The sequence below is a fragment of the Microbacterium sp. SSM24 genome (assembly GCF_025989145.1).
Classification (GTDB): domain Bacteria; phylum Actinomycetota; class Actinomycetes; order Actinomycetales; family Microbacteriaceae; genus Microbacterium.
In genome coordinates this window covers 534,983-557,042 of the sequence record NZ_JAPDNQ010000002.1, presented here as the reverse complement: position 1 = coordinate 557,042, position 22,060 = coordinate 534,983, and the positions used below count along the sequence as shown (strand labels likewise).

At 68.6% G+C, this 22,060-nt stretch carries 19 protein-coding genes; 8 read left to right on the top strand and 11 right to left on the bottom strand.

All coding sequences use genetic code 11. From position 1 onward, the window contains the following. Nucleotide 1: 1 nt before the first annotated feature. From OL358_RS14590 to glnA, 3 genes are all read right to left on the bottom strand, one after another. Entirely contained in the window at nucleotides 2-493 is a 492-nt protein-coding gene (locus OL358_RS14590; RefSeq protein WP_264710788.1) for a hypothetical protein, read from the bottom strand. A gap of 284 nt (nucleotides 494-777) precedes the next feature. Beyond that, the gene (locus OL358_RS14585; RefSeq protein WP_264710787.1) at nucleotides 778-1,314 is read right to left on the bottom strand and encodes a hypothetical protein; all 537 of its coding nucleotides are present in this window, start codon (nucleotides 1,312-1,314) and stop codon (nucleotides 778-780) included. 278 nt (nucleotides 1,315-1,592) lie between these two features. Next, nucleotides 1,593-3,017: a type I glutamate--ammonia ligase gene (gene glnA / locus OL358_RS14580; protein ID WP_264710786.1), complete on the bottom strand. Its 1,425-nt coding sequence runs from the start codon at nucleotides 3,015-3,017 to the stop codon at nucleotides 1,593-1,595. 103 nt (nucleotides 3,018-3,120) lie between these two features. Here glnA and OL358_RS14575 point away from each other — a divergent pair, with 103 nt between their 5' ends. After that, nucleotides 3,121-3,543: an RDD family protein gene (locus OL358_RS14575; RefSeq protein ID WP_413631684.1), complete on the top strand. Its 423-nt coding sequence runs from the start codon at nucleotides 3,121-3,123 to the stop codon at nucleotides 3,541-3,543. A gap of 55 nt (nucleotides 3,544-3,598) precedes the next feature. Here the strand turns inward: OL358_RS14575 and OL358_RS14570 are convergent, their stop codons facing one another. After that, on the bottom strand, nucleotides 3,599-4,309 hold the full coding sequence (locus OL358_RS14570; RefSeq protein ID WP_264710784.1) for a DUF4191 domain-containing protein: 711 nt from the start codon (nucleotides 4,307-4,309) through the stop codon (nucleotides 3,599-3,601). A gap of 124 nt (nucleotides 4,310-4,433) precedes the next feature. On the opposite strand from OL358_RS14570, the gene OL358_RS14565 reads away from it, so the two are divergent. Next, a complete protein-coding gene (locus tag OL358_RS14565) occupies nucleotides 4,434-5,795 on the top strand; it encodes a hypothetical protein (protein ID WP_264710783.1) in 1,362 nt (453 codons plus the stop codon). A 12-nt stretch (nucleotides 5,796-5,807) separates the two neighbouring features. On the opposite strand, the gene sucB is transcribed toward OL358_RS14565, so the two are convergent. The 3 genes from sucB to OL358_RS14550 form a co-directional block, all read right to left on the bottom strand. Next, nucleotides 5,808-7,568 carry a 2-oxoglutarate dehydrogenase, E2 component, dihydrolipoamide succinyltransferase gene (sucB, locus tag OL358_RS14560; protein WP_264710782.1) on the bottom strand — a complete coding sequence of 587 codons (1,761 nt, stop codon included), beginning with the start codon at nucleotides 7,566-7,568 and terminating at the stop codon, nucleotides 5,808-5,810. A 61-nt stretch (nucleotides 7,569-7,629) separates the two neighbouring features. Then, on the bottom strand, nucleotides 7,630-9,003 hold the full coding sequence (gene lpdA, locus OL358_RS14555) for a dihydrolipoyl dehydrogenase (protein WP_264710781.1): 1,374 nt from the start codon (nucleotides 9,001-9,003) through the stop codon (nucleotides 7,630-7,632). Then, nucleotides 9,003-10,478, bottom strand: coding sequence for a leucyl aminopeptidase (locus OL358_RS14550; RefSeq protein WP_264710780.1), 1,476 nt, complete (start codon nucleotides 10,476-10,478; stop codon nucleotides 9,003-9,005). The genes lpdA and OL358_RS14550 overlap by 1 nt, the downstream gene beginning before the upstream one ends. 130 nt (nucleotides 10,479-10,608) lie before the next feature. Between OL358_RS14550 and OL358_RS14545 the strand changes: the two genes are divergently transcribed. The 3 genes from OL358_RS14545 to OL358_RS14535 all read left to right on the top strand — a co-directional run bounded on the left by OL358_RS14545 (nucleotide 10,609) and on the right by OL358_RS14535 (nucleotide 13,828). Next, nucleotides 10,609-11,532 carry a PAC2 family protein gene (locus OL358_RS14545; protein ID WP_264710779.1) on the top strand — a complete coding sequence of 308 codons (924 nt, stop codon included), beginning with the start codon at nucleotides 10,609-10,611 and terminating at the stop codon, nucleotides 11,530-11,532. 224 nt (nucleotides 11,533-11,756) lie between these two features. Continuing rightward, entirely contained in the window at nucleotides 11,757-13,136 is a 1,380-nt protein-coding gene (locus OL358_RS14540; RefSeq protein WP_264710778.1) for an RNA polymerase sigma factor, read from the top strand. Beyond that, nucleotides 13,133-13,828: a coenzyme F420-0:L-glutamate ligase gene (locus OL358_RS14535; RefSeq protein WP_264710777.1), complete on the top strand. Its 696-nt coding sequence runs from the start codon at nucleotides 13,133-13,135 to the stop codon at nucleotides 13,826-13,828. The genes OL358_RS14540 and OL358_RS14535 overlap by 4 nt, the downstream gene beginning before the upstream one ends. A gap of 78 nt (nucleotides 13,829-13,906) precedes the next feature. Here OL358_RS14535 and OL358_RS14530 read toward each other — a convergent pair whose 3' ends face one another. Then, nucleotides 13,907-14,131, bottom strand: a complete 225-nt coding sequence (locus OL358_RS14530) for a hypothetical protein (protein ID WP_264710776.1) — start codon at nucleotides 14,129-14,131, stop codon at nucleotides 13,907-13,909. A gap of 169 nt (nucleotides 14,132-14,300) precedes the next feature. Between OL358_RS14530 and OL358_RS14525 the strand changes: the two genes are divergently transcribed. Continuing rightward, on the top strand, nucleotides 14,301-16,373 hold the full coding sequence (locus tag OL358_RS14525; protein WP_413631627.1) for a DNA gyrase/topoisomerase IV subunit B: 2,073 nt from the start codon (nucleotides 14,301-14,303) through the stop codon (nucleotides 16,371-16,373). Between the two features lie 27 nt (nucleotides 16,374-16,400). On the opposite strand, the gene OL358_RS14520 is transcribed toward OL358_RS14525, so the two are convergent. Continuing rightward, the gene (locus tag OL358_RS14520) at nucleotides 16,401-18,860 is read right to left on the bottom strand and encodes a DNA topoisomerase (ATP-hydrolyzing) subunit A (RefSeq protein ID WP_264710775.1); all 2,460 of its coding nucleotides are present in this window, start codon (nucleotides 18,858-18,860) and stop codon (nucleotides 16,401-16,403) included. A 63-nt stretch (nucleotides 18,861-18,923) separates the two neighbouring features. On the opposite strand from OL358_RS14520, the gene OL358_RS14515 reads away from it, so the two are divergent. Next, the gene (locus tag OL358_RS14515) at nucleotides 18,924-20,039 is read left to right on the top strand and encodes an alkaline phosphatase family protein (protein WP_264710774.1); all 1,116 of its coding nucleotides are present in this window, start codon (nucleotides 18,924-18,926) and stop codon (nucleotides 20,037-20,039) included. 4 nt (nucleotides 20,040-20,043) lie between these two features. Here the strand turns inward: OL358_RS14515 and sepH are convergent, their stop codons facing one another. Next, nucleotides 20,044-21,084 carry a septation protein SepH gene (sepH, locus tag OL358_RS14510; RefSeq protein WP_264710773.1) on the bottom strand — a complete coding sequence of 347 codons (1,041 nt, stop codon included), beginning with the start codon at nucleotides 21,082-21,084 and terminating at the stop codon, nucleotides 20,044-20,046. A gap of 210 nt (nucleotides 21,085-21,294) precedes the next feature. Here sepH and OL358_RS14505 point away from each other — a divergent pair, with 210 nt between their 5' ends. After that, nucleotides 21,295-21,588, top strand: coding sequence for a DUF4193 domain-containing protein (locus OL358_RS14505; protein ID WP_264710772.1), 294 nt, complete (start codon nucleotides 21,295-21,297; stop codon nucleotides 21,586-21,588). Here the strand turns inward: OL358_RS14505 and OL358_RS14500 are convergent. Further along, on the bottom strand, nucleotides 21,563-22,051 hold the full coding sequence (locus OL358_RS14500) for a DUF3093 domain-containing protein (RefSeq protein ID WP_264710771.1): 489 nt from the start codon (nucleotides 22,049-22,051) through the stop codon (nucleotides 21,563-21,565). The two genes, OL358_RS14505 and OL358_RS14500, sit on opposite strands and share 26 nt — an antisense overlap. Nucleotides 22,052-22,060: the final 9 nt, after the last annotated feature.

The window sequence follows — 22,060 nt, the reverse complement described above, 5'->3', positions numbered from 1 at the left end:
GTCAGCATCCTGGCCCGTCGGGATTCTCGATGCAGGTCTTGTCGACGAGCGCCGTGCGCGCTTCGAGCACCCGCACGGCGTAGCCACCGCTGGTCGCCGTGACGTAGCCCGGTACCGGCCGCCACGTGCCCGTGCCGAAGTTCACGGAAGCCGCGTACCGCACCGTGACCGCCACAGAGTACGTCCCCCGGTCGCGGAAGACGTGGCTGGTCGCCGTGGGTGTGAGCTGCGGCTGGCCCAGCTGCTCCCACGTCGCGCCGCCCGTCGTGTAGACGGCGCTCGTTCCGTCGCCGTGGTCGAACTCGAACGAGACCGGTGTGAAGCGCACCGTCACCTCCCAGTCGAGGACGGTGCCCGGAATCGACTGGACGGATGCCGCCGCCACCAGATTCGCCGGCATCCCGGCGATCGCGAACCCGGCTGGCTGCCCCGTGAGACGCGGTGTCGCTGGCCGGAACGATGCCAGGTCGGCCAGCGTCACGTCGGGGATCATGACGACGCTGTAGGTGGGGCGACAGCCCAGTGGCCCGCATTCCTCAGGCGTGGGCGTGGCGTCGGCGTCTTGCTGCGAGGGGGGACCGGGGGAGTCCTGTGATGGAGTGGTTGGGCCGTTCGAGCCCGGGTTGGATGCGCCGGCGGACGTGCCCGCAGCAATGTCAATTCCGGATCCGGAGTTGGTTACTGCGCACGATGAGGCCGACATTCCGAGATCGCCACACGACTGATCGGCATATGTGAGCGGCACATGGACCGCCAACGCGATGACCGCCGAGACAATCAGCGACCGCATTGCGGATCTTCCGTCCTCGGGCCGATTGCATCAACTAGTAGCCCAGTCGGTGACGACTGGGACCGTGCCAGGTTCACCGTCAAGCTCAGAATGTCAGCCCTGTCTTCATCGATTAGCGATTTGCCCGCTGCATCGATTAGCTCAAACTCAGACACATTCAGACAAACGGCGAGCTGCACGCGTCCAATGTTCGCCTTGGGAGCAGGTGACACGGAGTCGATGGTGGACTCACCCCCAATCTCCGCACCATCCGCGTGGTAGCGCGTCAGCGACTCTCGGTCGGAGGCGTTCAGATCACCAGTCGTCCACGCATACACATCCTCAAACGTCTCCGGATCGCTGAGATCGACCGCGTTCAGCGCCTTGATGTACTCGCGGTAGGTGGCTTCTGCGGCGGCGAACGCCTCGGCCTCACTTGAGAACGTCGGTGTCGGATCGATGTCTGTCGGGGTGGGTGCGCAGCCCGCGAGAGCCACAGCAAGGCCGAAGCCCGCGACGGCGATGAGTTTCGTCGGCGAGGTCATCGCCCCACGCTAACCAGCCCGCCGCCGGCGCGAGCGACTTATCCACACCCGGCTTGGATTCCGGGTCAGAGCGCGCCCTGGGGAGGAGCCGGTGTTCCGTGATCGCCACGAGTCCCGCCGATGCGCTGATGCCGCTTCATCGCGGACTCCGCAGTCACTTCCGGGGGCCCCTGGAGCCCCCGTGCCCGCGAGAACTGACTGCGGAGCGGCATCCGCTTCGCGCCGGCACATGACGAAGGGCCCCGGTCTTCCGGGGCCCTTCGCGGTGCTGGAACGACTCAGACGCCGAAATACAGCTCGTACTCGAACGGGTGCGGGCGAGCAGCGATCGGCTTGATCTCGTTCTCGATCTTGTACTCGATCCAGGTCTCGATCAGCTCGGGCGTGAACACGCCGCCGGCCAGCAGGAACTCGTGGTCGGCCGCGAGGGCGTCGAGCGAGTCCAGCAGCGAGTTGGGCACCTGCGGGATGTTCTTGGCCTCCTCGGGCGGCAGCTCGTAGAGGTCCTTGTCGACGGGCTCGTGCGGCTCGATGCGGTTCTTGATGCCGTCGAGGCCGGCCATGAGCTGCGCCGCGAACGCGAGGTACGGGTTGCCCGAGGCATCCGGCGCGCGGAACTCGATGCGCTTGGCCTTGGGGTTGGAGCCCGTGATCGGGATGCGGATGGCAGCCGAGCGGTTTCCGGCCGAGTAGACCAGGTTGACGGGAGCCTCGTAGCCCTTGACCAGGCGCTTGTACGAGTTGATCGTCGGGTTGGTGAACGCGAGCACGGCGGGCGCGTGGGCCAGCAGACCGCCGATGTACCAGCGGGCGGTGTCGGACAGGCCGCCGTAGCCCTTCTCGTCGTAGAAGAGGGGCTTGCCGTCGAGCCACAGCGACTGGTGGGTGTGCATGCCCGAGCCGTTGTCGCCGAACAGGGGCTTCGGCATGAACGTCGCCGTCTTGCCCCACTGGTCAGCGGTGTTCTTGACGATGTACTTGAACTTCAGGATGTCGTCAGCCGCGTGCACCATCGTGTCGAAGCGGTAGTTGATCTCCTGCTGGCCACCGGTGCCGACCTCGTGGTGCGAACGCTCGAGGATGAAACCGGACTCGATGAGCTTCAGCGTGATGTCGTCGCGCAGATCGGCGGTCTTGTCGACGGGGCTGACCGGGAAGTAGCCGCCCTTGTAGGGGGTCTTGTTGGCGAGGTTTCCGCCCTCTTCCTCGCGGCCCGAGTTCCAGGCGCCCTCTTCGGAGTCGACGCTGTAGAAGCTCGAGTTCTGCTTCACCTCGAAGCGCACATCGTCGAAGATGTAGAACTCGGCCTCGGGAGCGAAGAACGCGGTGTCAGCGATGCCGGTGGAGGCGAGGTACTTCTCGGCCTTCTTGGCGACCTGACGCGGATCCTTGCTGTAGATCTCGCCGTTGCGCGGGTTGTAGATGTCGAAGACCATCACGAGCGTCTTGGCCTCGCGGAACTGGTCGAGGTACGCCGTCGACACGTCGGGGATGAGCTGCATGTCGGACTCGTGGATGTTCGCAAAGCCTCGGATCGAGGAGCCGTCGAACAGCTGACCGACCGTGAAGAACTCTTCGTCGACGGTCGAGGCCGGGATGTTGAAGTGCTGCTGCACACCAGGAAGATCCGTAAATCGGATGTCGAGGAACTTGACGTCCTCGTCCTTGATGTACTTGAGCACCTCGGATGAATCTTTGAACATGAAGGCTCCAGAGATAGGGCATCGGGAACTGCCGCACGCGTACGCGCTTGTGTGGCACGGTACCCGGGAGGGATTGCCCGGCAGTGACACCTTTGTTTCGGGCATGTTACAGCCGCCTGGTTACGCTGGAACAGTGACGGACAGCGCCCATCTCTACCCCGGCGAACGCCTTGGACTGCCTCAAGAGGGATCCGGCTCGATCGGACGGGTGGGACGACGGATCGGAGCGCTGTTCCTCGACTACGGCGCCGCGTATCTGATCTCCGGATTCTTCGGGTGGGATCCGCTGGCGATCCTGGCGATCTTCGCGGCGATCCAGCTGGTGTTCATCCCGACGCTGCAGGGGAGCCCCGGGCACCGCATCTTCGGGCTGCGCGTCGTGCGCATCGACGGCGCCTGGGTGGGGCTGTGGCGCCCGATCATCCGGACGCTGCTGCTGATCGTGGTGATCCCCGCAGTGATCTGGGACGCCGATCAGCGCGGTCTTCACGACAAGGCCGCGGGAACGATCCTGCTGCGCGCCTGAGCCAGGTTTCGCGCCTGCGCGCCTGAGCGCGTTTGCGCGTTAGCGACTGAGCGCGTCAGCGCGGGCGCGGAGCGCGGACCTTCGTCGGGTCGATGCCCTTCGGGATCGGCATCGAGGAAAGCGACTGCGAGACCGACTCGATGCGCTTGATGACGGCGGCCATCGTGGAGCGGTCGATCTTGTTCGGCAGCGCCTTGATCGAGGATGAGAGCTTCGAGATCGGCACCTCGCCCTCACCGTGGCCGATGTAGAAGACGGTGACCGGCACGCCGGAAGCGACCCGCTGCACCTTGGAGCGCTCGTCGTTGACCAGGCGGGTGAGGCGACCGCGCGCTCCCTCGCCGACGATCACGACGCCGCCGCGGCCGACCGCGCGGTAGACGGCTTCCTGCGTCTTCGGGTTGACGCCCACCGGCATGTCGGCGGCCTGCCACTTGCGCCCGAGAGAGGTCGAGAGCACGTGACCGGCGGCGCCCGGCATCCCCTCGATCTTCTTGTACATCGCGTTCGTGGAGAGACGCGTCATGAGCATGAGCGCACCGAGCACGCCGAGCATGAGGCCGGTGATTCCCCAGAGGATGATGCTCCAGATCGCGACCGGCGGGAGGAACAACCCGATGCTGACACCGATGGCGATGCCCAGCAGCACGATGCCGACGAGCATCCACGGCAGCCAGGGGAACGCCTGCTGCGTGAAGGTGTAGAGGGAGCGGATCTGCGAGAAGAAACCGGGGCGCTTCTCGGGTGCGGAACTGCGGGCGGCCATGCCCTCCAGCCTACCTTTCCGCGCGTGCGTCCAACGGCTCCTCCCCAGGGCGTTCGCCGAAGGCGTTCCCCACAATCGACGCCCTCGCCGGCGGACCGATGGCCGGAGCGACGACAGTGGGCCTGTGACCCGCCTTGAAGACCTGCTGACGTCGCCGTACCGTGCCGTCCGACCGATCGTGGCGCCCGGTGACGGTCCCTGGGCGGGCATGCTCACCAGCCTGCCGTCGGGCGAGCGAGGCGTGCTCGTCGATGCCGAGGTGCTCGGTGCCGGATGGGGCGGATGGAACGCCGTGCCTGAGGGACACGTGCTCGGCCCGCTCGATGTCGTGCGCATCCCCGGCGGTCACGAGATCATCCTTCCGGTATGCCCCGAGACGCTCGAAGGGTTCATTATGCGCCGGCAGGCATCGGCGGCGCCGCTCACCGGAGGGGAGGCCGTCACGATCGGGGTGAGTCTGCTGCGAGGGTCCGTCGACCTCCTCGGGCGTGACGCGGTCGCCGGGCAATGGTGGCTCACCGACGCGGGGCGGCCGGTGTTCGCCACGGATGCTGCCCCCTCACTCTTTCGAGACGACACCCTTGCCGTGCTCGGCGCCCTCGCGCGCGCCGTGCCGCATCCATCTGCCTGGGCGGGCGCGGCGGACGCGGTGTCGGCGCCACGTCCGTCTGCCGCCGAACTGGATCGTGCGGAAGTGGAGCTGTTCACCATCGCAGACCCGGTCGCGCTCGACCTCACCACCAGTGCGCTTCGCTCGGGCATCCTGCCCGCAGTGCGAAACGACCCGGTCGGCTCGCAGGAGCGCGAGCCGCGTCGTGCTCTGTGGGAGTCCCTCGCCCGTCATATCGATGCCGATCTGGCAGACGTCGTCTCCCGCGCGACCACATCGGTATGGCGTCGGGCGCGAGGTGCCCGGCGAGAGCGCCGCCGCGCCCCGCTGCTCGTCGGAGCGGGCATCGCAGCAGCCGTGCTGTGCGTCGGCTTGATGTGGCCCGAAGGGGAGGGCAGCGTGGCCACGGCCGAGGGCGCGGGCAGCGCGGGGACGACGCCGGTCGCCCAGCCCACCGTTGCGTCGACGGCTTCTGGGACCGAGGTCGTCCCCGGCCCAGGATCGCAGTCGGACTCGGTCGGCGCAGCCCCGGACTCGGGCACGGGTTCGGGTTCGGGTTCGGACCCGAGCGCCGGCTCGGGCACAGACGAGGACCTCGAGGCAGGCACGTCAGCCCTGCTCGAGCGACTCGACCGATGCGGTGACGACGGGGACTGCATCGCCGAGCTCGCGATGGACGGCTCCGCAGGCCGCCTGCAGCCGGCAGCGGCCCCCGCTGAACGCCGGAAGCTCGTGCTGCTCGACGACTTCGGCGGTATGGCTGTCCTGCGGGTGGACGATTCGGCAGAGAAAGTGCCCGCTCAGCTCGTCGTCATCGCGCTCGAAGACGGCGAATGGCTGCTGCGCGACATCCAGGACGCCGCGCAGCAGCCATGATGACCGCTGAGATCAGATGCCGAGCTGGCCCTCGAACGCGGCCGCCTCGAGACGCGTCTTGACCGCGCCCAGGAAGCGGGCGGCATCCGCGCCGTCGATGATCCGGTGGTCGTACGACAGTGCCAGGTACACGTAGGACCGCACCGAGATCGCGTCCTTGCCGTCGACACTCACGACGCCGGGGCGCTTGACGACGATGCCGGTGCCGAGGATGGCCGACTGGGGCAGGAACACGACGGGCGTGTCGAAGAGCGCGCCGCGCGAACCCGTGTTGGTGAGCGTGAAGGTTCCACCCGCCAGCTCATCCGGCTTCAGCTTGTTGTCGCGCGTGCGAGCCGCGAGATCGGCGATCTCGTGCGCGATCTGCGCCAGGTTCTTCGACGCCGCATCGCGAAGCACGGGTGTCAGCAGGCCGCGCTCCGTGTCGACCGCGATCGAGAGGTTCTCGGTCGGCGGGTAGACGATGTCCGTTCCGTCGACGGTCGAGTTGACCACCGGGTACGCCTGGAGTGCTTCGGCAGCCGCGAGAGCGAAGAACGGCAGGAACGACAGCTTGTCGCCCGTCTTGGACTGGAAGTCGCCCTTCACCTTGTCGCGGAACGCAGACAGCCTGGTCACGTCGACCTCGACCACGGTCGTGAGTTGTGCGGTCGACTGCATCGAGGCGACGGCGCGCTCCGCGAGAACCTTCCGCAGACGCGACATCGGCTGGGTCGTGCCGCGCAGCGGCGAGACCTCGAGCGGCGCGGGCGCCGCCGCGGCAGGAGCGGCAGCCGAAGCGGCCGGTGCGGCTGCGGCCTCCGCGGCCTTCAGGACGTCTTCCTTGCGGATTCGGCCGCCGACGCCCGTTCCGGTGACGGAGGCGAGATCGACACCCTGCTGCTGGGCGAGACGGCGCACGAGCGGGGTCACATACGACACCACGTCGGAATCGTCCGCTGCGGCGGGTGCCGGCGCAGCAGGCTGCGGGGCGGCCTGAGGAGCAGCGGCGGGCGCCGCGGCCGGCGGAGCCGAGGCAGGTGCAGGTGCCGGGGCGGGCTCAGCAGCCGGTGCCGGCTCAGCCGTCGGCGCTTCCGCCTGCGGGGCGGGGGACTCGGATGCTGCGGGAGCAGGCGCCTCAGCGGGAGCCGCTGTCGCACCAGCCTCGCCGATGCGGGCGAGGGCCGCGCCGACGCTCACGGTCTCGTCTTCCTGGACGAGGATCTCCTGCAGGGTGCCGGCGAACGGCGACGGGATCTCGGTGTCGACCTTGTCGGTGGAGATCTCGAGAAGAGGCTCGTCGACGGCCACGTCATCGCCGACCTGCTTCAGCCAGCGGGTCACGGTGCCTTCCGTCACGCTCTCTCCGAGTTCGGGGAGCACGACGTCCTTGCCACCAGAGGAAGCAGGAGCAGCGGGAGCGGGCTCAGCGGGAGCGGGCTCTGCAACGGGCTCAGCAGGAGCGGGCTCGGCAGGTGCCTCCTCGGCGGGGGCCGGAGCCTCCGTCGACTCCGCCGCAGCGGTCTCGGGCTGCGGGGCGGCGTCGGGTGCGCTCGATCCATCACCGATCTTGGCGAGGACGGCGCCGACCTCGACGGTCTCGTCCTCCTGGACCAGGATCTCCTCGATCACACCGCTCACCGGCGACGGGATCTCGGTGTCGACCTTGTCCGTGGAGATCTCGAGCAAGCCCTCGTCCGCCTCGACCGTGTCGCCGACCTGCTTGAGCCAGCGGGTGACCGTACCCTCTGTGACGCTCTCGCCGAGAGCGGGGAGGACCACGGAAGTGCTCATGTCGATGTCTCCTTAGGAATGGATATCGGATCTAGCTTAGTGATGCCGCGAGGCCCGAGCGTCAGAGCGCGTGGAGCGGTTTGCCCGCCAGCGCGAGGAACGCCTCGCCCAGGGCTTCGCTCTGCGTCGGGTGGGCGTGGATGAAGGGCGCGATGTCTTCGGGATGGGCCTCCCAGCCGACGGCGAGCTGCCCCTCGGTGATGAGTTCCCCGACACGATCGCCGACCAGATGGACGCCCACGACCGGACCGTCCTTGACGCGCACGACCTTCACGATGCCGCCCGTGCCGAGGATCTCGCTCTTTCCGTTGCCGGCGAGGTTGTACTCGTACGACGCGATGCCGTCGGAGCCGTGCGCCTCGGCAGCCTGCGCCTCGGTGAGCCCGACGGACGCGACCTCCGGGTGGCTGTACGTGACCTTGGGGATCTGCGTGTCGGGGATCACGACCGGCGACAGCCCGGCGATCTCCTCGGCCACGAAGATGCCCTGCTGGAAGCCGCGGTGGGCGAGCTGCAGACCGGGAACGATGTCGCCGACGGCCCACACGTGTGCGACGCCGGTGCGCAAGCGCTCGTCGGTGACGACGAACCCGCGATCGATCGTGAGACCGGCCTCCTCGTAGCCGAGGCCTGCGGTGGCCGGACCGCGACCGACCGCCACGAGCAGGTAGTCGGCGTCGAAGGTCTTGCCGTCCTCGAGGGTCACGGTGACGGCGTCCGCCGTCTGCGACACGCTCTGGAACCGCACGCCGAGCGACGACGCGATTCCGCGGCGACGGAAGGCGCGCTCGAGCGCCTTGCTGAGCGCGATGTCCTCGTTCGGAACCAGGTGCTCCAGCGCCTCGACGATCGTGACGTCGACGCCGAACGAGCGCCACACGCTCGCGAACTCGACGCCGATGACACCGCCTCCGAGGATCACGACGCGCGACGGGATCTCGTCGAGCTCGAGGGCGTGCTCACTCGTGAGCACGCGGCCGCCGATCTCGAGGCCGGGGAGGGTGCGGCTGTACGAACCGGTCGCGAGGACGACGTCGGTGCCACGGTAGAGGTCCTCGCCCACGCGCACGGCGGGGCCCGCCTCGAGGCGGCCCTCACCGGCCACGACGGTGATCCCACGAGCCTTGACGAGCCCTTCGAGCCCCTTGTACTTCTTCGCGACGATGCCCTCGCGGTAGGCGCGCACGCCGGCCGGATCGACGCCGTCGAAGGACGCACGGATGCCGATGGACGAGGCATCCCGAGCCGTCTCGGCGACCTCGGCGGCATGGAGCAGCGCCTTCGTGGGGATGCAGCCGCGGTGCAGGCAGGTGCCGCCGACCTTGTCCTTCTCGATCAGGGCGACGGACTTGCCGAGCTCGGCCGCACGCAGGGCAGCGGCGTATCCGCCGCTTCCGCCGCCCAGGACGACGAGGTCGAAGGTGTGGTCGGTCATCAGGACTCCTCTGTCGTGACGAATCGGATCAGGCTGCGCACCGTGGCTGCCGTCGGACCCTTGTCGGTGAACCCGTAGCCCGCACCCTTGTGCATGCCGACACCGGCGATGTCGAGGTGGACCCAGGGGATGCGGGGCGCATCGGCGGCGTCGGACACTCGGCCGACGAAGTGGCGCAGGAAGAGCCCGGCGAACAGTGAGCCGCCGGCGGGATCGCCGATCTTGGCGTTCTGCAGGTCTGCGATGGGGGAGTCCAGCTCGTCGACCATGTGGGCCGGGAGCGGAAGTCGCCACGCGGGCTCGGCTTCCGCTGCGGCCGCGGCGAGATAGGCGGCGACGGCGTCGTCGTCTCCCATGACTCCGGTGTGACGCGTGCCGAGGGCGATCGTGATGGCTCCGGTGAGCGTGGCGACATCGACGATGACATCGGGATGCTCGCGGCTCGCGGCGACCAGACCGTCGGCGAGAACAAGACGACCCTCCGCGTCGGTGTTCAGCACCTCGACAGTGGTGCCGTCGAGCATCCGCAGCACGTCGCCTGGACGCGTCGCGCGGCCCGAGGGCATGTTGTCCGCGACGCACAGCCATGCCGTCACCGCGACCGGTGCGGCGATCGTGGCGACCGCACGCAGGACGGCCAGCGCCGTGGCGGCACCGCACATGTCGTACTTCATGCCGACCATTCCGGCAGCGGGCTTGAGCGAGAGGCCGCCGGTGTCGAAGGTGATGCCCTTGCCGACGAGCGCGACGTGACGTGTGGCGCCCTCGGGGGAGTACGACAGTCGGATCAGGCGCGGCGGGCGATCCGACCCCTGGCCGACGCCGAGGATGCCGCCGTAGCCGCCTTCACGAAGTGCGTTCTCGTCGAGGACGTCGACGCTCACGTCGAGACCTTCGACCGATGCGCGTGCGCGCTCGGCGAAGTCGGCGGGGCCCAGCCACTCGGCCGGGATCGAGACGAGGTCCTTCACGAGCGCGGCCGCGTCAGCGGTCGCGACGACAGCGGCGAGCGCGCCGGCGTCCTCCTCGACCGTGCCGTGCACGACCACGCGCGAGGCACGCGGCTTCGGTGATTCGGTCTTGTAGCCGTCGAAGCGGTATCCGCCGAGCGCGGCGCCTTCGGCGATCGCGGTCCACAGCTGCGGTTCTGCGAACGGCGCACTGACCGCGATCGTCGGGAAGCCCGTCAGATTGCGGACCGCCGCACCCACGGCGTCACGAATGGCGGCGGCATCCGGAGCTGTTCCGGTTCCCACGACGGCGAGCGGGCGGGTGGTGGACTCGGGCGCGTACACCCGCTGCAGCGACCCCGCCGCACCGGTGAAGCCGGTGGCGACCAGCGCATCGCGCAGGCCGGGCCAGTCGCTCAAGTCGGGGGCTGCATCACCCTCGACGGGCGGAAGCGCGATCAGGATCGCATCGGCGTCGGACTCTCGGATCTGTGCATCGCTGTACGCGAGGTCGGGAAACGACATGACCTCCATCCTAGGTTTCGATACGTGGTCCTTCGTCGCACTACTCAACCCGGCGGCGATCCCTCCGTGTTCGCTCTGAGCGGGACGACCGCGACCCGGACCGTCGGCGGCGACTCGTAGCATGGGAGGTATGCCCCTCTCCGGCCCGCTGTTCGAGCGTTCCGCGTCTGCGCCTCCCGTGCCGCGGGGCCTCCCGCTGGTGATCGCGCTCACCGGATTCACTGATGCCGGCAGCGCCGTGACCCGGGTCGTGGACTATGTCCGCGACGACCTCGCCCCGACACCGCTGATCGTGTTCACGAACGACGTGCTTCTGGACTACCGTGCTCGCCGGCCGCTGATCTCCTTCGATCAGACGCATCTCACCGACTACCGTCCGCCGCGGCTCGAGCTCTCCTTCGCCCACGACGCCCTCGGGCAGCCGTTCCTCGTGCTCTCGGGGTACGAGCCGGATTTCGCGTGGGACGCCTTCGCAGCCGCAGTGGTCGGCTTCGTCGACGAGTTCGGTGTGTCGACCGTGACCTGGGTGCACGCCATTCCCATGCCGGTGCCCCACACGCGACCGATCGGCACCACGGTGAGCGGTACGCGCACCGAGCTGACGGAGGCGCACTCCGTGTGGCAGCCGCACACGCAGGTTCCCTCGACCGCCGGTCACCTTCTGGAGTATCGGCTCGCCGAGGCAGGCGCGCTCGTGGCCGGCTTCGTGCTGCTCGTGCCTCACTACCTGGGCGACACCGAGTACCCGGCCGCGGCATTGGCCGCGCTCGACAGCATCACCGTCGCGACGGGACTCGTGTTCACCGGTGAAGAGCTCCGCGAAGAGAACCGCGAGTACCTCACCAAGGTCGGCGATCAGGTGACGGGCAGCGAGGAGCTCTCCCGCATGGTGGAAGGGCTCGAGGAGCGATACGACGCCTACATGGCCGGATCCACGCTCGCCACGCCGATGATCCACACCGGCGACCTCCCCAGCGCCGACGAGCTCGCCGCCGAACTCGAGCGCTTTCTGGCGACCCGTCCGACAGGCGACGACGACAAGCGCGGCTCCTGACGCGGAATGTGCGAGCGCTCCCCGGTGTTGTACCGGCTGAGCGATGCGGCGCGACGGCAGCCCGTGCTGGCGGCCCATCGCAAGTATGAGATACTGGATGCTCTGACCCGTTGTCAACTGGTTCCGTGAGGTCATCTCGGCGGAGCGAGGACTTGACAAGGGTCTTACTAGTGTCCGAAATCTACCGGCGGCGTGCGGCCCATGCTCCCGGTGAAAGGCGAAACGTGACCTCAGGCACGAACACCAAGGCTCGCTCGGCCGCGAAGGACACCGAAGCGGACGAGACCACCACCGCGACGAAGGCGCCCGCGAAGACAGCGGCGGCCAAGCCTGCCGCGAAGAAGACCACGACGCGCGCCAAGGCAGCGCCGAAGACCGCATCGAAGAAGGCGGCGAAGGACGACGAGTCGGAAGACGACGTCGAGGAGATCGACGACGTCGAACTCGACGCCGACGCCCTCGAGGAAGACACCGACGACGCGGACGCGCCCGCGAGGCCCGCGCGTCGCGGCGCCAAGGCCGCTCCGGTCGAAGACGGCGACACTGCGGCATCCGACGACGCCGATGCCGAGGAAGAGGACGAGGAGAGCACCAAGCCTGTGTTCACCGAGCCACTGCCCACCGGTGCGATCGTCATCTCGTCGAGCGACGAGGACGATGTGCCCGTCTACTCGACGCAGATCACCGGCGCCACCGCCGACCCGGTCAAGGACTACCTGAAGCAGATCGGCAAGGTTCCGCTCCTCAACGCGGCCGAAGAGGTCGAGCTCGCGATGCGCATCGAGGCGGGCCTCTTCGCCGAAGAGAAGCTGTCGCACATGTCTCCGGCCGAGAAGTCCTCGCAGCTGGGTCTCGACCTGCAGTGGGTGGCTCGCGACGGCCAGCGCGCGAAGTCGCACCTGCTCGGCGCGAACCTTCGCCTCGTCGTGTCGCTCGCGAAGCGCTACACGGGTCGCGGCATGCAGTTCCTCGACCTCATCCAGGAGGGCAACCTGGGCCTGATCCGTGCGGTCGAGAAGTTCGACTACACGAAGGGCTTCAAGTTCTCGACCTACGCGACGTGGTGGATCCGTCAGGCCATCACCCGTGCCATGGCCGACCAGGCGCGTACGATCCGTATCCCGGTCCACATGGTCGAGGTCATCAACAAGCTCGCCCGCGTGCAGCGCCAGATGCTCCAGGACCTGGGCCGAGAGCCCACCCCGGAAGAGCTCAGCCGCGAACTCGACATGACCCCCGAGAAGGTCATCGAGGTGCAGAAGTACGGCCGTGAGCCGATCTCGCTGCACACGCCGCTGGGCGAGGACGGTGACAGCGAGTTCGGTGACCTCATCGAGGACACCGAGGCGGTCGTCCCGGCCGACGCCGTCGGCTTCACGATGCTGCAGCGCCAGCTCGAGTCGCTCCTCGATTCGCTCTCTGAGCGTGAGGCGGGCGTGATCCGCATGCGCTTCGGGCTCGGCGACGGTCAGCCCAAGACACTCGACCAGATCGGCGACACGTTCGGCGTCACGCGTGAGCGGATCCGCCAGATCGAGTCGAAGACGATGGCCAAGCTGCGGCATCCGTCACGTTCGCAGTCCCTGCGGGACTACCTCGAGTGAGCGAGGCGAACGCCGGCAAGGCGCTCACCGTCAAGGTCGAAGACTCTTCGTACGCCCGCATCCCGATCCGCACCCGGGTCGTGATGCCGGGCGACGACCTGGACGCGTTCGTGCGCGAATATGCGGGCGACCTCGTCCGCGAGGGAGACCTGCTCTTCGTCACCGAGAAGATCGTGGCCATCACGCAGGGCCGGTCGTACCAGCTGAACGAGATCCAGCCTCGCCGTCTCGCCCGCTTCCTGTCGAAGTACGTCACGCGCACGAGCTACGGCATCGGCCTCGGCATGCCCGAGACGATGGAGATGGCGCTGCGCGAGTGCGGCGCTCCGCGCATTCTGCTCGCCGCCGCGGTTTCCGCCGTCACGAAGCTCTTCGGGCGACGCGGGGACTTCTACCGGGTCGCCGGCTACAAGGCCCGCTCGATCGATGGTCCGACCGCGCACACCATCCCGCCGTACAACACCGCCGTGGTGCTCGGACCGGCGAAGCCGAAGCAGGTTGCGCAGCACGTGCAGAGCCTCCTCGGCGTGGCCGCACAGGTCGCCGTGGTCGACATCAACGACATCGGCGGGAACATCCTCGGCTCCACGCTGGATTCGGCCGGTGAGAAGCGACTCGTCGCCATCCTGAAGGACAATCCGCTCGGACAGGGCCACGAGTCGACGCCGCTCGGCATCGTTCGCAAGGTCTGACGACACCGTCAACGCGAAAGGGCGGGCTCTCATCGAGAGCCCGCCCTTTTCGGCGTTGGTGAGGAGGCGCGGACCGGATCAGACCGATTCGGCCAGGCGTGCCGTCTCGTCGTGCCACGACGTGGCGATGGCGCGGAGCTTCTCTTCGTACTTGCGACCGTGGTGCGCGCAGAAGAGCAGTTCGCTGCCGTTGACCTCTGCGGCGATGTAGGCCTGAGCGCCGCACGAGTCGCAGCGGTCGGCCGCCGTGAGGCGGTGCTCGAGGACCGTGCCGGCCTCAGTGGGAGTCGAAAGCGTGGTCATGTCGGTGCCTCCTCGTTCAGATAGAACTCCGTTGCGGGTCATGAAATACAACCACGCCTTTGTTTCGAGAATGCCGCGAACGGGTCACATTTCGCTGTGCGCGTACCGTGAGGCTCGCGGGAGCGTGTCGGATCCGCCCTCAGAGGCCCGGCGGATACTCTTGGAGATTGTGACAGCCGAGTACTCCGCCCATCATCTCCAGGTGCTCGAAGGCCTCGAGGCGGTACGCAAGCGGCCCGGCATGTACATCGGCTCGACCGACTCCCGCGGTCTCATGCACTGCCTGTGGGAGATCATCGACAACTCCGTCGACGAGGCCCTGGCCGGGCACGGCTCCCGCATCGATATCGTGCTCCACGCCGACGGCAGTGTCGAGGTCCGCGACCAGGCGCGCGGGATCCCGGTGGACATCGAGCCGCGCACGGGACTGTCGGGCGTGGAGGTCGTCTTCACGAAGCTCCACGCGGGCGGCAAGTTCGGCGGCGGCTCGTACGCCGCATCCGGCGGACTCCACGGTGTGGGAGCATCCGTGGTCAACGCGCTCTCGGAGCGCCTCGACGTCGAGGTCGACCGCGGCGGCAAGACGTGGGCGATGTCGTTCCACCGGGGCGAGCCGGGCGTCTTCGCGAACGGCACCCCGGACTCCGGCTTCCGTCCGTTCGAGGATCGCAGCGAGCTCCGGGTCGTGGGCAAGGCCGCGCGCGGCGCGACCGGCACGCGCATCCGGTACTGGGCCGACCGCCAGATCTTCACGAAGGATGCCGCTTTCAGCGCGCAGGAGCTCGAGCAGCGCGCGCGTCAGACCGCCTTCCTCGTGCCCGGTCTCGAGATCGTCATTCGCGACGAGCGCGCTGAGGAGCCGATAGAGACCAGCTACCGCTTCGACGGCGGCATCTCGGAGTTCGCGGACTTCCTCGCCCCCGACTCACCGATCACCGACACGTGGCGCCTCACCGGAACGGGCACCTTCACCGAGACGGTGCCGGTGCTCCAGCCATCGGGTGCGATGGTTCCCACCGAGCTCGAGCGCACGTGCGAGGTGGATGTCGCGGTGCGGTGGGGAACCGGCTACGAGACGACGTCGCGCTCGTTCGTCAACATCATCTCGACGCCGAAGGGCGGCACGCACCAGGCCGGCTTCGAGGTCGGGCTCATGAAGGTGCTGCGCACCCAGGTCGAGCAGAACGCGCGCCGCCTGAAGTTCGGCGCCTCCGACAAGCTGGAGAAGGACGACATCCTGGCGGGGCTCTCAGCCGTGCTGACGGTGCGCCTGCCCGAGCCGCAGTTCGAGGGCCAGACCAAGGAGGTCCTCGGCACGCCGGCCGTGCGCCAGATCGTCGCCAACGTCATCACCCGCGAGCTCACGGCGAAGTTCACGTCACCCAAGCGCGACGACAAGGCGCAGACGGCGCTCCTGCTCGAGAAGGTCGTCGCAGAGATGAAGGCGCGCATCTCGGCCCGGGCGCACAAAGAGACCCAGCGTCGCAAGAACGCCCTCGAGTCCTCGTCCCTGCCGGCGAAGCTCGCCGACTGCCGCACGAGCGACGTCGAGGCCTCCGAGCTGTTCATCGTCGAGGGCGACTCGGCGCTGGGCACCGCGAAGCTCGCCCGCAACAGCGAGTACCAGGCGCTGCTGCCGATCCGGGGCAAGATCCTCAACGTCCAGAAGGCGTCGATCAGCGACATGCTGTCCAACGCCGAGTGCGCCGCGATCATCCAGGTGATCGGAGCAGGATCGGGCCGCTCGTTCGACCTCGAGACGGCGCGCTACGGCAAGGTGATCCTGATGAGCGACGCCGATGTCGACGGCGCACACATCCGCACGCTGCTCCTGACGCTGTTCTTCCGCTACATGCGACCCCTCATCGACGACGGCCGCGTCTACGCGGCCGTACCGCCGCTGCACCGCGTGGTGGTGATGAACCCCGGCACCAAGCCCAACGAGACGATCTACACATACTCCGAGCAGGAGCTTCACGGACTGCTCGCCAAGCTCACGAAGGCGGGCAAGCGCTGGCAGGAGCCCGTGCAGCGCTACAAGGGCCTCGGTGAGATGGATGCCGACCAGCTGGCGACGACCACGATGGATCGCGCCGGTCGGACCCTGCGGCGCGTGCGAATGCAGGACGCCGAGGCGGCGGCATCCATCTTCGAGCTCCTCATGGGCAACGACGTGGCTCCCCGCAAGGAGTTCATCATCGATTCGAGCGATCGACTCGCGCGCGAGCGCATCGACGCCTGATCCGGCCGTGCGGCGGGCGGGCCGCGATCAGCGGATCCCGGTTCCGATCGCGCCGATCACACCGTCGAGCGGCGTGCCCGAGGCATCGCGCTTCGCGCCCGGTTCCGGCAGCGCGCGCGTCGCTCCATCGGCGCCGACGGCCCGCGGCTCCGTACCGATCCACGCGTGTGTGAGCGCGTCCTCGCCCTTCAGGAACCGTTGCGCGCGGACCCCGCCCGTGGCACGACCCTTCGCCGGGAACTCGGTGAACGCGGACACCTTGGCGCTTCCGGCATCCGTTCCGGCCAGCGCGGCGCCCGAGCCGGCGACGGTCACCACGACGGCATCGAAGGCGGATGCTCCCACCACGGTGAACGCGATGACCTCGGCGCCGTCGCCCAGGCGGATGCCCGCCATGCCGCCGGCAGAGCGTCCTTGGGGGCGCACCGAGGCCGCGTCGAATCGGAGCAGCTGAGCGTCGCTCGCCACGAAGACGAGTTCCGCGCCGTCGGATGCCGGCGCCGCACCGACGACGCGGTCACCGTCGCGCAGCGCGATGATCTCGATGTCGTGCTTGGTGCCGAGTTCGGACGCGGCGACGCGCTTCACCGTGCCGTGCAGGGTTCCGATCGCGATCGGCGGACCATCCTCGAGCGGCACGACCGCGACGACGTGCTCTCCCGAGCCGAGTCCGAGGTACTGATCGGCACGCGTTCCCGCCGCGAGCTGTACGGAGTTCCCAGGGACGGACGGAAGGTCGACGGGGGAGAAGCGGATGAGGCGGCCGTGGCTCGTGACCGCGCCGACGTCGCCGCGTGTGGTCGAGTCGACCCACGCCCGGATCGCGTCGTGCTTCGCGCGGCGAGACGGCGGGACGATCCCGCCGTTGGGGGCGTCGGCGGCGAGTTCGGCGCGCACCATCCGGCCCGTCGCGGAGAGGAACACGCGGCATGGCGTGTCGGCGATCTGCAGGTCCGCGGCAGCGGCGGCCGCACGGGAGCGAGGTGCGACGGGGCCGCCGTTGAGCAGCAGGGTGCGGCGGGGCGTGCCGTACGTCTCCGCGGCCACGTCGAGCTCGCGTGCGACCTGCGCACGCAGCAGCACCTCGCTGCCGAGGAGCTCCTCGAGCTCGGTGATCTCGGCCTTGAGCTTGTCGCGCTCGGCCTCGAGCTCGATGCGCGAGAACCGCGTGAGGCGGCGCAGACGCAGCTCGAGGATGTACTCCGCTTGCGCTTCCGACAGGTCGAAGACATCCATCAGGCGCGTACGCGCGGCCTCGCCGTCGTCGGACGTGCGGATGACCTGGATGACCTCGTCGATGTCGACGATCGCGACGAGCAGACCCTCGACGAGGTGCAGCCGCTCCTTGCGACGCGCCAGCCGGTAGGCGCTTCGCCGCGTCACGACGCTCAGCCTGTGGGCGAGGTAGACGCGCAGCAGCTCGCGGAGCCCGAGGGTCTGCGGCTGGCCTTCGACGAGCGCGACGTTGTTGATGCTGAAAGAGTCCTCGAGCGGGGTGAGCCGGTAGAGGTGCTCGAGCACCGCCTGAGGGTCGAAGCCCGTCTTGATCCCGATCACCAGGCGAAGGCCGTGATGGCGGTCGGTGAGGTCGGTGACGTCGGCGATGCCCTGCAGCTTCTTGGCGTTGACGGCGTCTTTGATCTTCTCGATGATCCGCTCGGGACCGACCAGGTATGGGAGTTCGGTGACGACGATGCCGGTGCGGCGCGGGCCGAGGGACTCGACGGAGACCTTGGCGCGCGTGCGGAACGAACCGCGTCCCTTCTCGTAGGCGTCCTTGATCCCGTCGAGGCCGACGATGATGCCGCCGGAGGGGAGATCCGGCCCGGGGACGAACTCCATGAGCTCGTCGACGGTCGCCTCGGGATTGTCGAGCAGGTGGATCGCCGCACCCACGACCTCGATGAGATTGTGGGGCGCCATGTTCGTCGCCATGCCGACCGCGATGCCGGTGGCGCCGTTGACCAGCAGGTTCGGGTACGCAGCGGGGAGCACCTCGGGCTGCTGGAACTGCCCGTCGTAGTTGGGGATGAAGTCGACGACATCCTCGTCGAGATTCTCGGTCAGTGCGAGCGCGGGCGCAGCGAGACGGGCCTCCGTGTAGCGCGGTGCGGCGGGGCCGTCGTCGAGCGATCCGAAGTTGCCGTGGCCGTCGACCAGGGGCACGCGGAGCGAGAACGGCTGCGCGAGGCGCACGAGGGCGTCGTAGATGGGGGCGTCGCCGTGGGGGTGGAGCTTTCCCATCACCTCGCCGACGACGCGGGCGCTCTTCACGTGCCCGCGGTCCGGCCGCAGGCCCATGTCCGCCATTTGGAAGAGGATGCGGCGCTGGACGGGCTTCAGCCCGTCACGGGCATCGGGCAGCGCCCGGGAGTAGATGACCGAGTACGCGTACTCGAGGAAGGACCCCTGCATCTCGGTGGCGACATCGACGTCTTCGATGCGGCCGTGGTCGATGGGGGTGGATTCGGTGCGGGATGCGGGCATGACGGAGCCTCGGGTTACGGCGGAGCGGCGGGGGCCGATCGCCTGTGTGCGAGACTGGCCCCGATGTCCCTCAGCCTACCCGCGGACCCGCCGCGAGCCCGGAGCCTCACCGGTGTCGTGCCGCAGTTGTCGGCGGCGCTCGACGGCCGTTCGGACTGGTTCGCCCCCGCCACGAGCGCGGTGATCCTCGTCGTCGACGGACTCGGCGCGATCAACCTCGCCGCACGCGCGGGGCACGCGCGCTTCCTCGCCCAGGCCGGCACGAAGAAGGATGTCGCGCGCACGGTGTTCCCCTCGACGACGGCATCCGCTCTCACGAGCCTGCTGACGGCGACGGCGCCAGGTGCGCACGGCATCGTCGGCTACCGTGCGCGCGTGCCCGGCACCGACGACGTGATCAATCAGCTGCGCGGCTGGGACACCGACGGCCTGCCGCAGTCGTGGCAGCGGTCGGTGCCGCTCACGTCGTCGTCCGGACGGCCCTTCTTCACCGTGACGAAGCGCGAGTACGCCGGAACGGGCTTCACGGCGGCGACGCAGGCGGGCGCGGAGTTCCACGGCGTGGACGACCTCGTCGAGCGCTTCGAGACGGCCGCGGACCTGGCATCCCGCACTCCCGGCTCACTCGTCTACCTCTACGCCCCTGAGCTCGACGGCATCGGACACCGCCGCGGCTGGGAGTCGGACGAGTGGCTCGTGGGCCTCGAACGAATGGATGCCGCCGCCCGCATCCTCGCCGAATCACTCGCTCCGGGCGTCGGCGCGATCGTGACCGCCGACCACGGAATGGTGGATGTGCCGAGGCACCGCCACATCCTGCTGCATGACGACGACCCGCTGCTCGACGGGGTGCACCTGATCGGCGGAGAGCCGCGGATGCTGCACCTCTACGCCGAGCCGGGCGAGGCTCAGGCCGTGCTGCACAACTGGCGGGTTGCCGAGGCATCCCGATCCTGGGTCATGTCCCGCAGTGAGCTGATCGCATCAGGACTCATGGGCCCGGTGGATGCCGAGGTCGCCCCGCGGATCGGAGACGTGATCGTGGCCGCGCGATCGAACGTCGTCTACTACGACGACCGCCTCGCCGACAAAGGGCCGCAGAAGATGGTCGGGCAACACGGCTCGCTCACTCCGGAGGAGCGGGTGGTCCCGTTGCTGCGCCTCGGGGCGTTCGCCTGACGGATCAGTCCTCGGTGCGAGCGCCGAAGACGATCTCGTCCCAGGACGGCATCGAAGTACGGCCCTTGCGACGCCCCGCCTCGGCGACTTCGGCGACGGTCGGCGGCGAATCGAAGTCGATGTCCTCGTCGTCGTCGTCGACAGGAGCTTCGTCATAGCCGGGCTCGAGCGCATCGAACAGCGCCACGGGGGAGTGCGATCGACTCGATGCCGATTCCTCGGTACCGGGCAGCGGCTCACGCTGACCGCGGCGGCGCCGAAGAGCCTCGAGCAGATCGGCCGTCTCGGCGGACGTGGCCACCGGCTCGTCCGCACGTTTGATGGCCGCCTGTTGAACGGCAGCCGCTGCCGGAGCGGGAAGGTCGGGCGATTGGAGGTCGGCGTCGGGAAGCTTCCGAGGGCCGAACGCGCCGCTGTCGAAGCGGGTGTCGTCCTTCGCCGGAGCGGTGTCGAGCGCGCGCAGGCGCGGGATCAGGCCGTCCGGGAGCGAACCCTGTCTCGACAACTGGATCGCATCGGCGTTGAGCGGGGAGAGCGTGCTGCGTCGGGGATCGAACCCCCAGCGCGCGTCGTGGTCCACGTCGTTCGCGGTGAACTCGAGCTTCACGATCCAGCCGGTGTGATCCTTCCAGCTGGTCCAGCGCTCCGCGATCGCTCCCGCATCGGCCAGCTTGGCGCGCACCGCCGCCCCGAAGGTGGGATTGGTGTCCGAATCGAAATCGCCGCCGAGCAGCACGGGGACCGCCAACGCCTGGCCGACGACATGCTCGCGCTCGGCGAGCACGGGGCCTTCGAACCGGATGACGTCCTCGACGCGCGCGCCGAGCAGGCTCGCGACCTCGTCGGCGGACAGTCCGGCACGGATGTGCGACTGGATCTCGCGGGGGCTCGGACGCGCGCCCTGCGTCTCGCCGTCGCGCTCACGGCGCGCTTTGCGCAGCTCGATGCGCAGTACCTCGTCGACGGCGAGTACGAACCTCTCGCCGGACTCGGTCGCCAGGACGAGACTGTCGTCCTCGGTTCCGATCACCTTGAGCTGTTCCATGCGAACGCGCCTCCGATCCTGCATGTCCCGCCCATGCTGACACAGGGGATGTGGACGGCCGGGAATATCCCGCGCGTGGCGCGAGTTTCAGGCGGACGCAGGGCGGGGCATCCGATCTTCAGCATTTGCGAAAACGAGCCCCGTCATGCAAACTATCGCCGCCCGAAAGGGCGCGCACCCGAAATACTCCGGAAGTTGAGACGCTTACGCATGGCCACCGATTACGACGCCCCCCGCAAGACCGAGGACGACAGCGAGTCGATCGAGGCGCTGAAGGAGCGCGTCCCCGACAAGCTCTCGGGCGCGGTCGATGTGGAGGACGCCGACAACCCGTCAGGCTTCGAGCTGCCGGGAGCAGATCTGTCGGACCTCGAGCTCGACGTCGTCGTCCTGCCCCCGCAGGAAGACGAGTTCACGTGCTCGAACTGCTTCCTCGTGAAGCACCGTTCGCAGCTCGATCACGACACCGCCCAAGGGCCTATCTGCTCGGAGTGCGCCGCGTGATCTGAGCGCGGCGCACCGCCGCGACGAGCCGATCCGGCGTGCGGGTGGACACCACCCACGCCGGAGTCGGGTCGTCGGGGTCGATCACCGACACCACCACCACGGCGTCGATCCCGCCGCGGATCAGATGCCACGATCGCGGATCCAGTCCCGCTCCGCGTGCCGTCCTCGCCTCGTCTCCGGTGACGGCCACGGGATCGCCCAGAAGGGCGACATCGATGTGCGCGCGCCCCGCGCGCAGCACACCCTCCCTGATCGTCACGACGGGGGAGCCCGCCACGAGCAGCGCCACGACCGTCACCCCGACGACCGCGCCGATCACGAGCGCGAGCGTCGTGTCGATGGGCGTGAACACGAGTGCGGCCATAGGCCCGGCCAGCGCCGCGCTCACCAGGATCCACAAAGAGGGACCGAGCCTTTCGCGATACTCGCCGGCCCCGACATCGAGTGTTGTCTTCTGCATTACCCTCAT

What these genes read in the sequence shown, in the direction of transcription:
- OL358_RS14500 (WP_264710771.1), bottom strand. Translation starts at nt 22,051, where the DNA reads ATGCAGAAGACAACACTCGATGTCGGGGCCGGCGAGTATCGCGAAAGG.
- sucB (WP_264710782.1), bottom strand. Translation starts at nt 7,568, where the DNA reads ATGAGCACTTCCGTGGTCCTCCCCGCTCTCGGCGAGAGCGTCACAGAG.
- glnA (WP_264710786.1), bottom strand. Translation starts at nt 3,017, where the DNA reads ATGTTCAAAGATTCATCCGAGGTGCTCAAGTACATCAAGGACGAGGAC.
- OL358_RS14505 (WP_264710772.1), top strand. Translation starts at nt 21,295, where the DNA reads ATGGCCACCGATTACGACGCCCCCCGCAAGACCGAGGACGACAGCGAG.
- OL358_RS14575 (WP_413631684.1), top strand. Translation starts at nt 3,121, where the DNA reads ATGTTACAGCCGCCTGGTTACGCTGGAACAGTGACGGACAGCGCCCAT.
- OL358_RS14550 (WP_264710780.1), bottom strand. Translation starts at nt 10,478, where the DNA reads ATGTCGTTTCCCGACCTCGCGTACAGCGATGCACAGATCCGAGAGTCC.
- OL358_RS14515 (WP_264710774.1), top strand. Translation starts at nt 18,924, where the DNA reads ATGTCCCTCAGCCTACCCGCGGACCCGCCGCGAGCCCGGAGCCTCACC.
- OL358_RS14585 (WP_264710787.1), bottom strand. Translation starts at nt 1,314, where the DNA reads ATGACCTCGCCGACGAAACTCATCGCCGTCGCGGGCTTCGGCCTTGCT.
- OL358_RS14530 (WP_264710776.1), bottom strand. Translation starts at nt 14,131, where the DNA reads ATGACCACGCTTTCGACTCCCACTGAGGCCGGCACGGTCCTCGAGCAC.
- lpdA (WP_264710781.1), bottom strand. Translation starts at nt 9,003, where the DNA reads ATGACCGACCACACCTTCGACCTCGTCGTCCTGGGCGGCGGAAGCGGC.
- OL358_RS14590 (WP_264710788.1), bottom strand. Translation starts at nt 493, where the DNA reads ATGATCCCCGACGTGACGCTGGCCGACCTGGCATCGTTCCGGCCAGCG.
- OL358_RS14545 (WP_264710779.1), top strand. Translation starts at nt 10,609, where the DNA reads ATGCCCCTCTCCGGCCCGCTGTTCGAGCGTTCCGCGTCTGCGCCTCCC.
- OL358_RS14520 (WP_264710775.1), bottom strand. Translation starts at nt 18,860, where the DNA reads ATGCCCGCATCCCGCACCGAATCCACCCCCATCGACCACGGCCGCATC.
- OL358_RS14570 (WP_264710784.1), bottom strand. Translation starts at nt 4,309, where the DNA reads ATGGCCGCCCGCAGTTCCGCACCCGAGAAGCGCCCCGGTTTCTTCTCG.
- sepH (WP_264710773.1), bottom strand. Translation starts at nt 21,084, where the DNA reads ATGGAACAGCTCAAGGTGATCGGAACCGAGGACGACAGTCTCGTCCTG.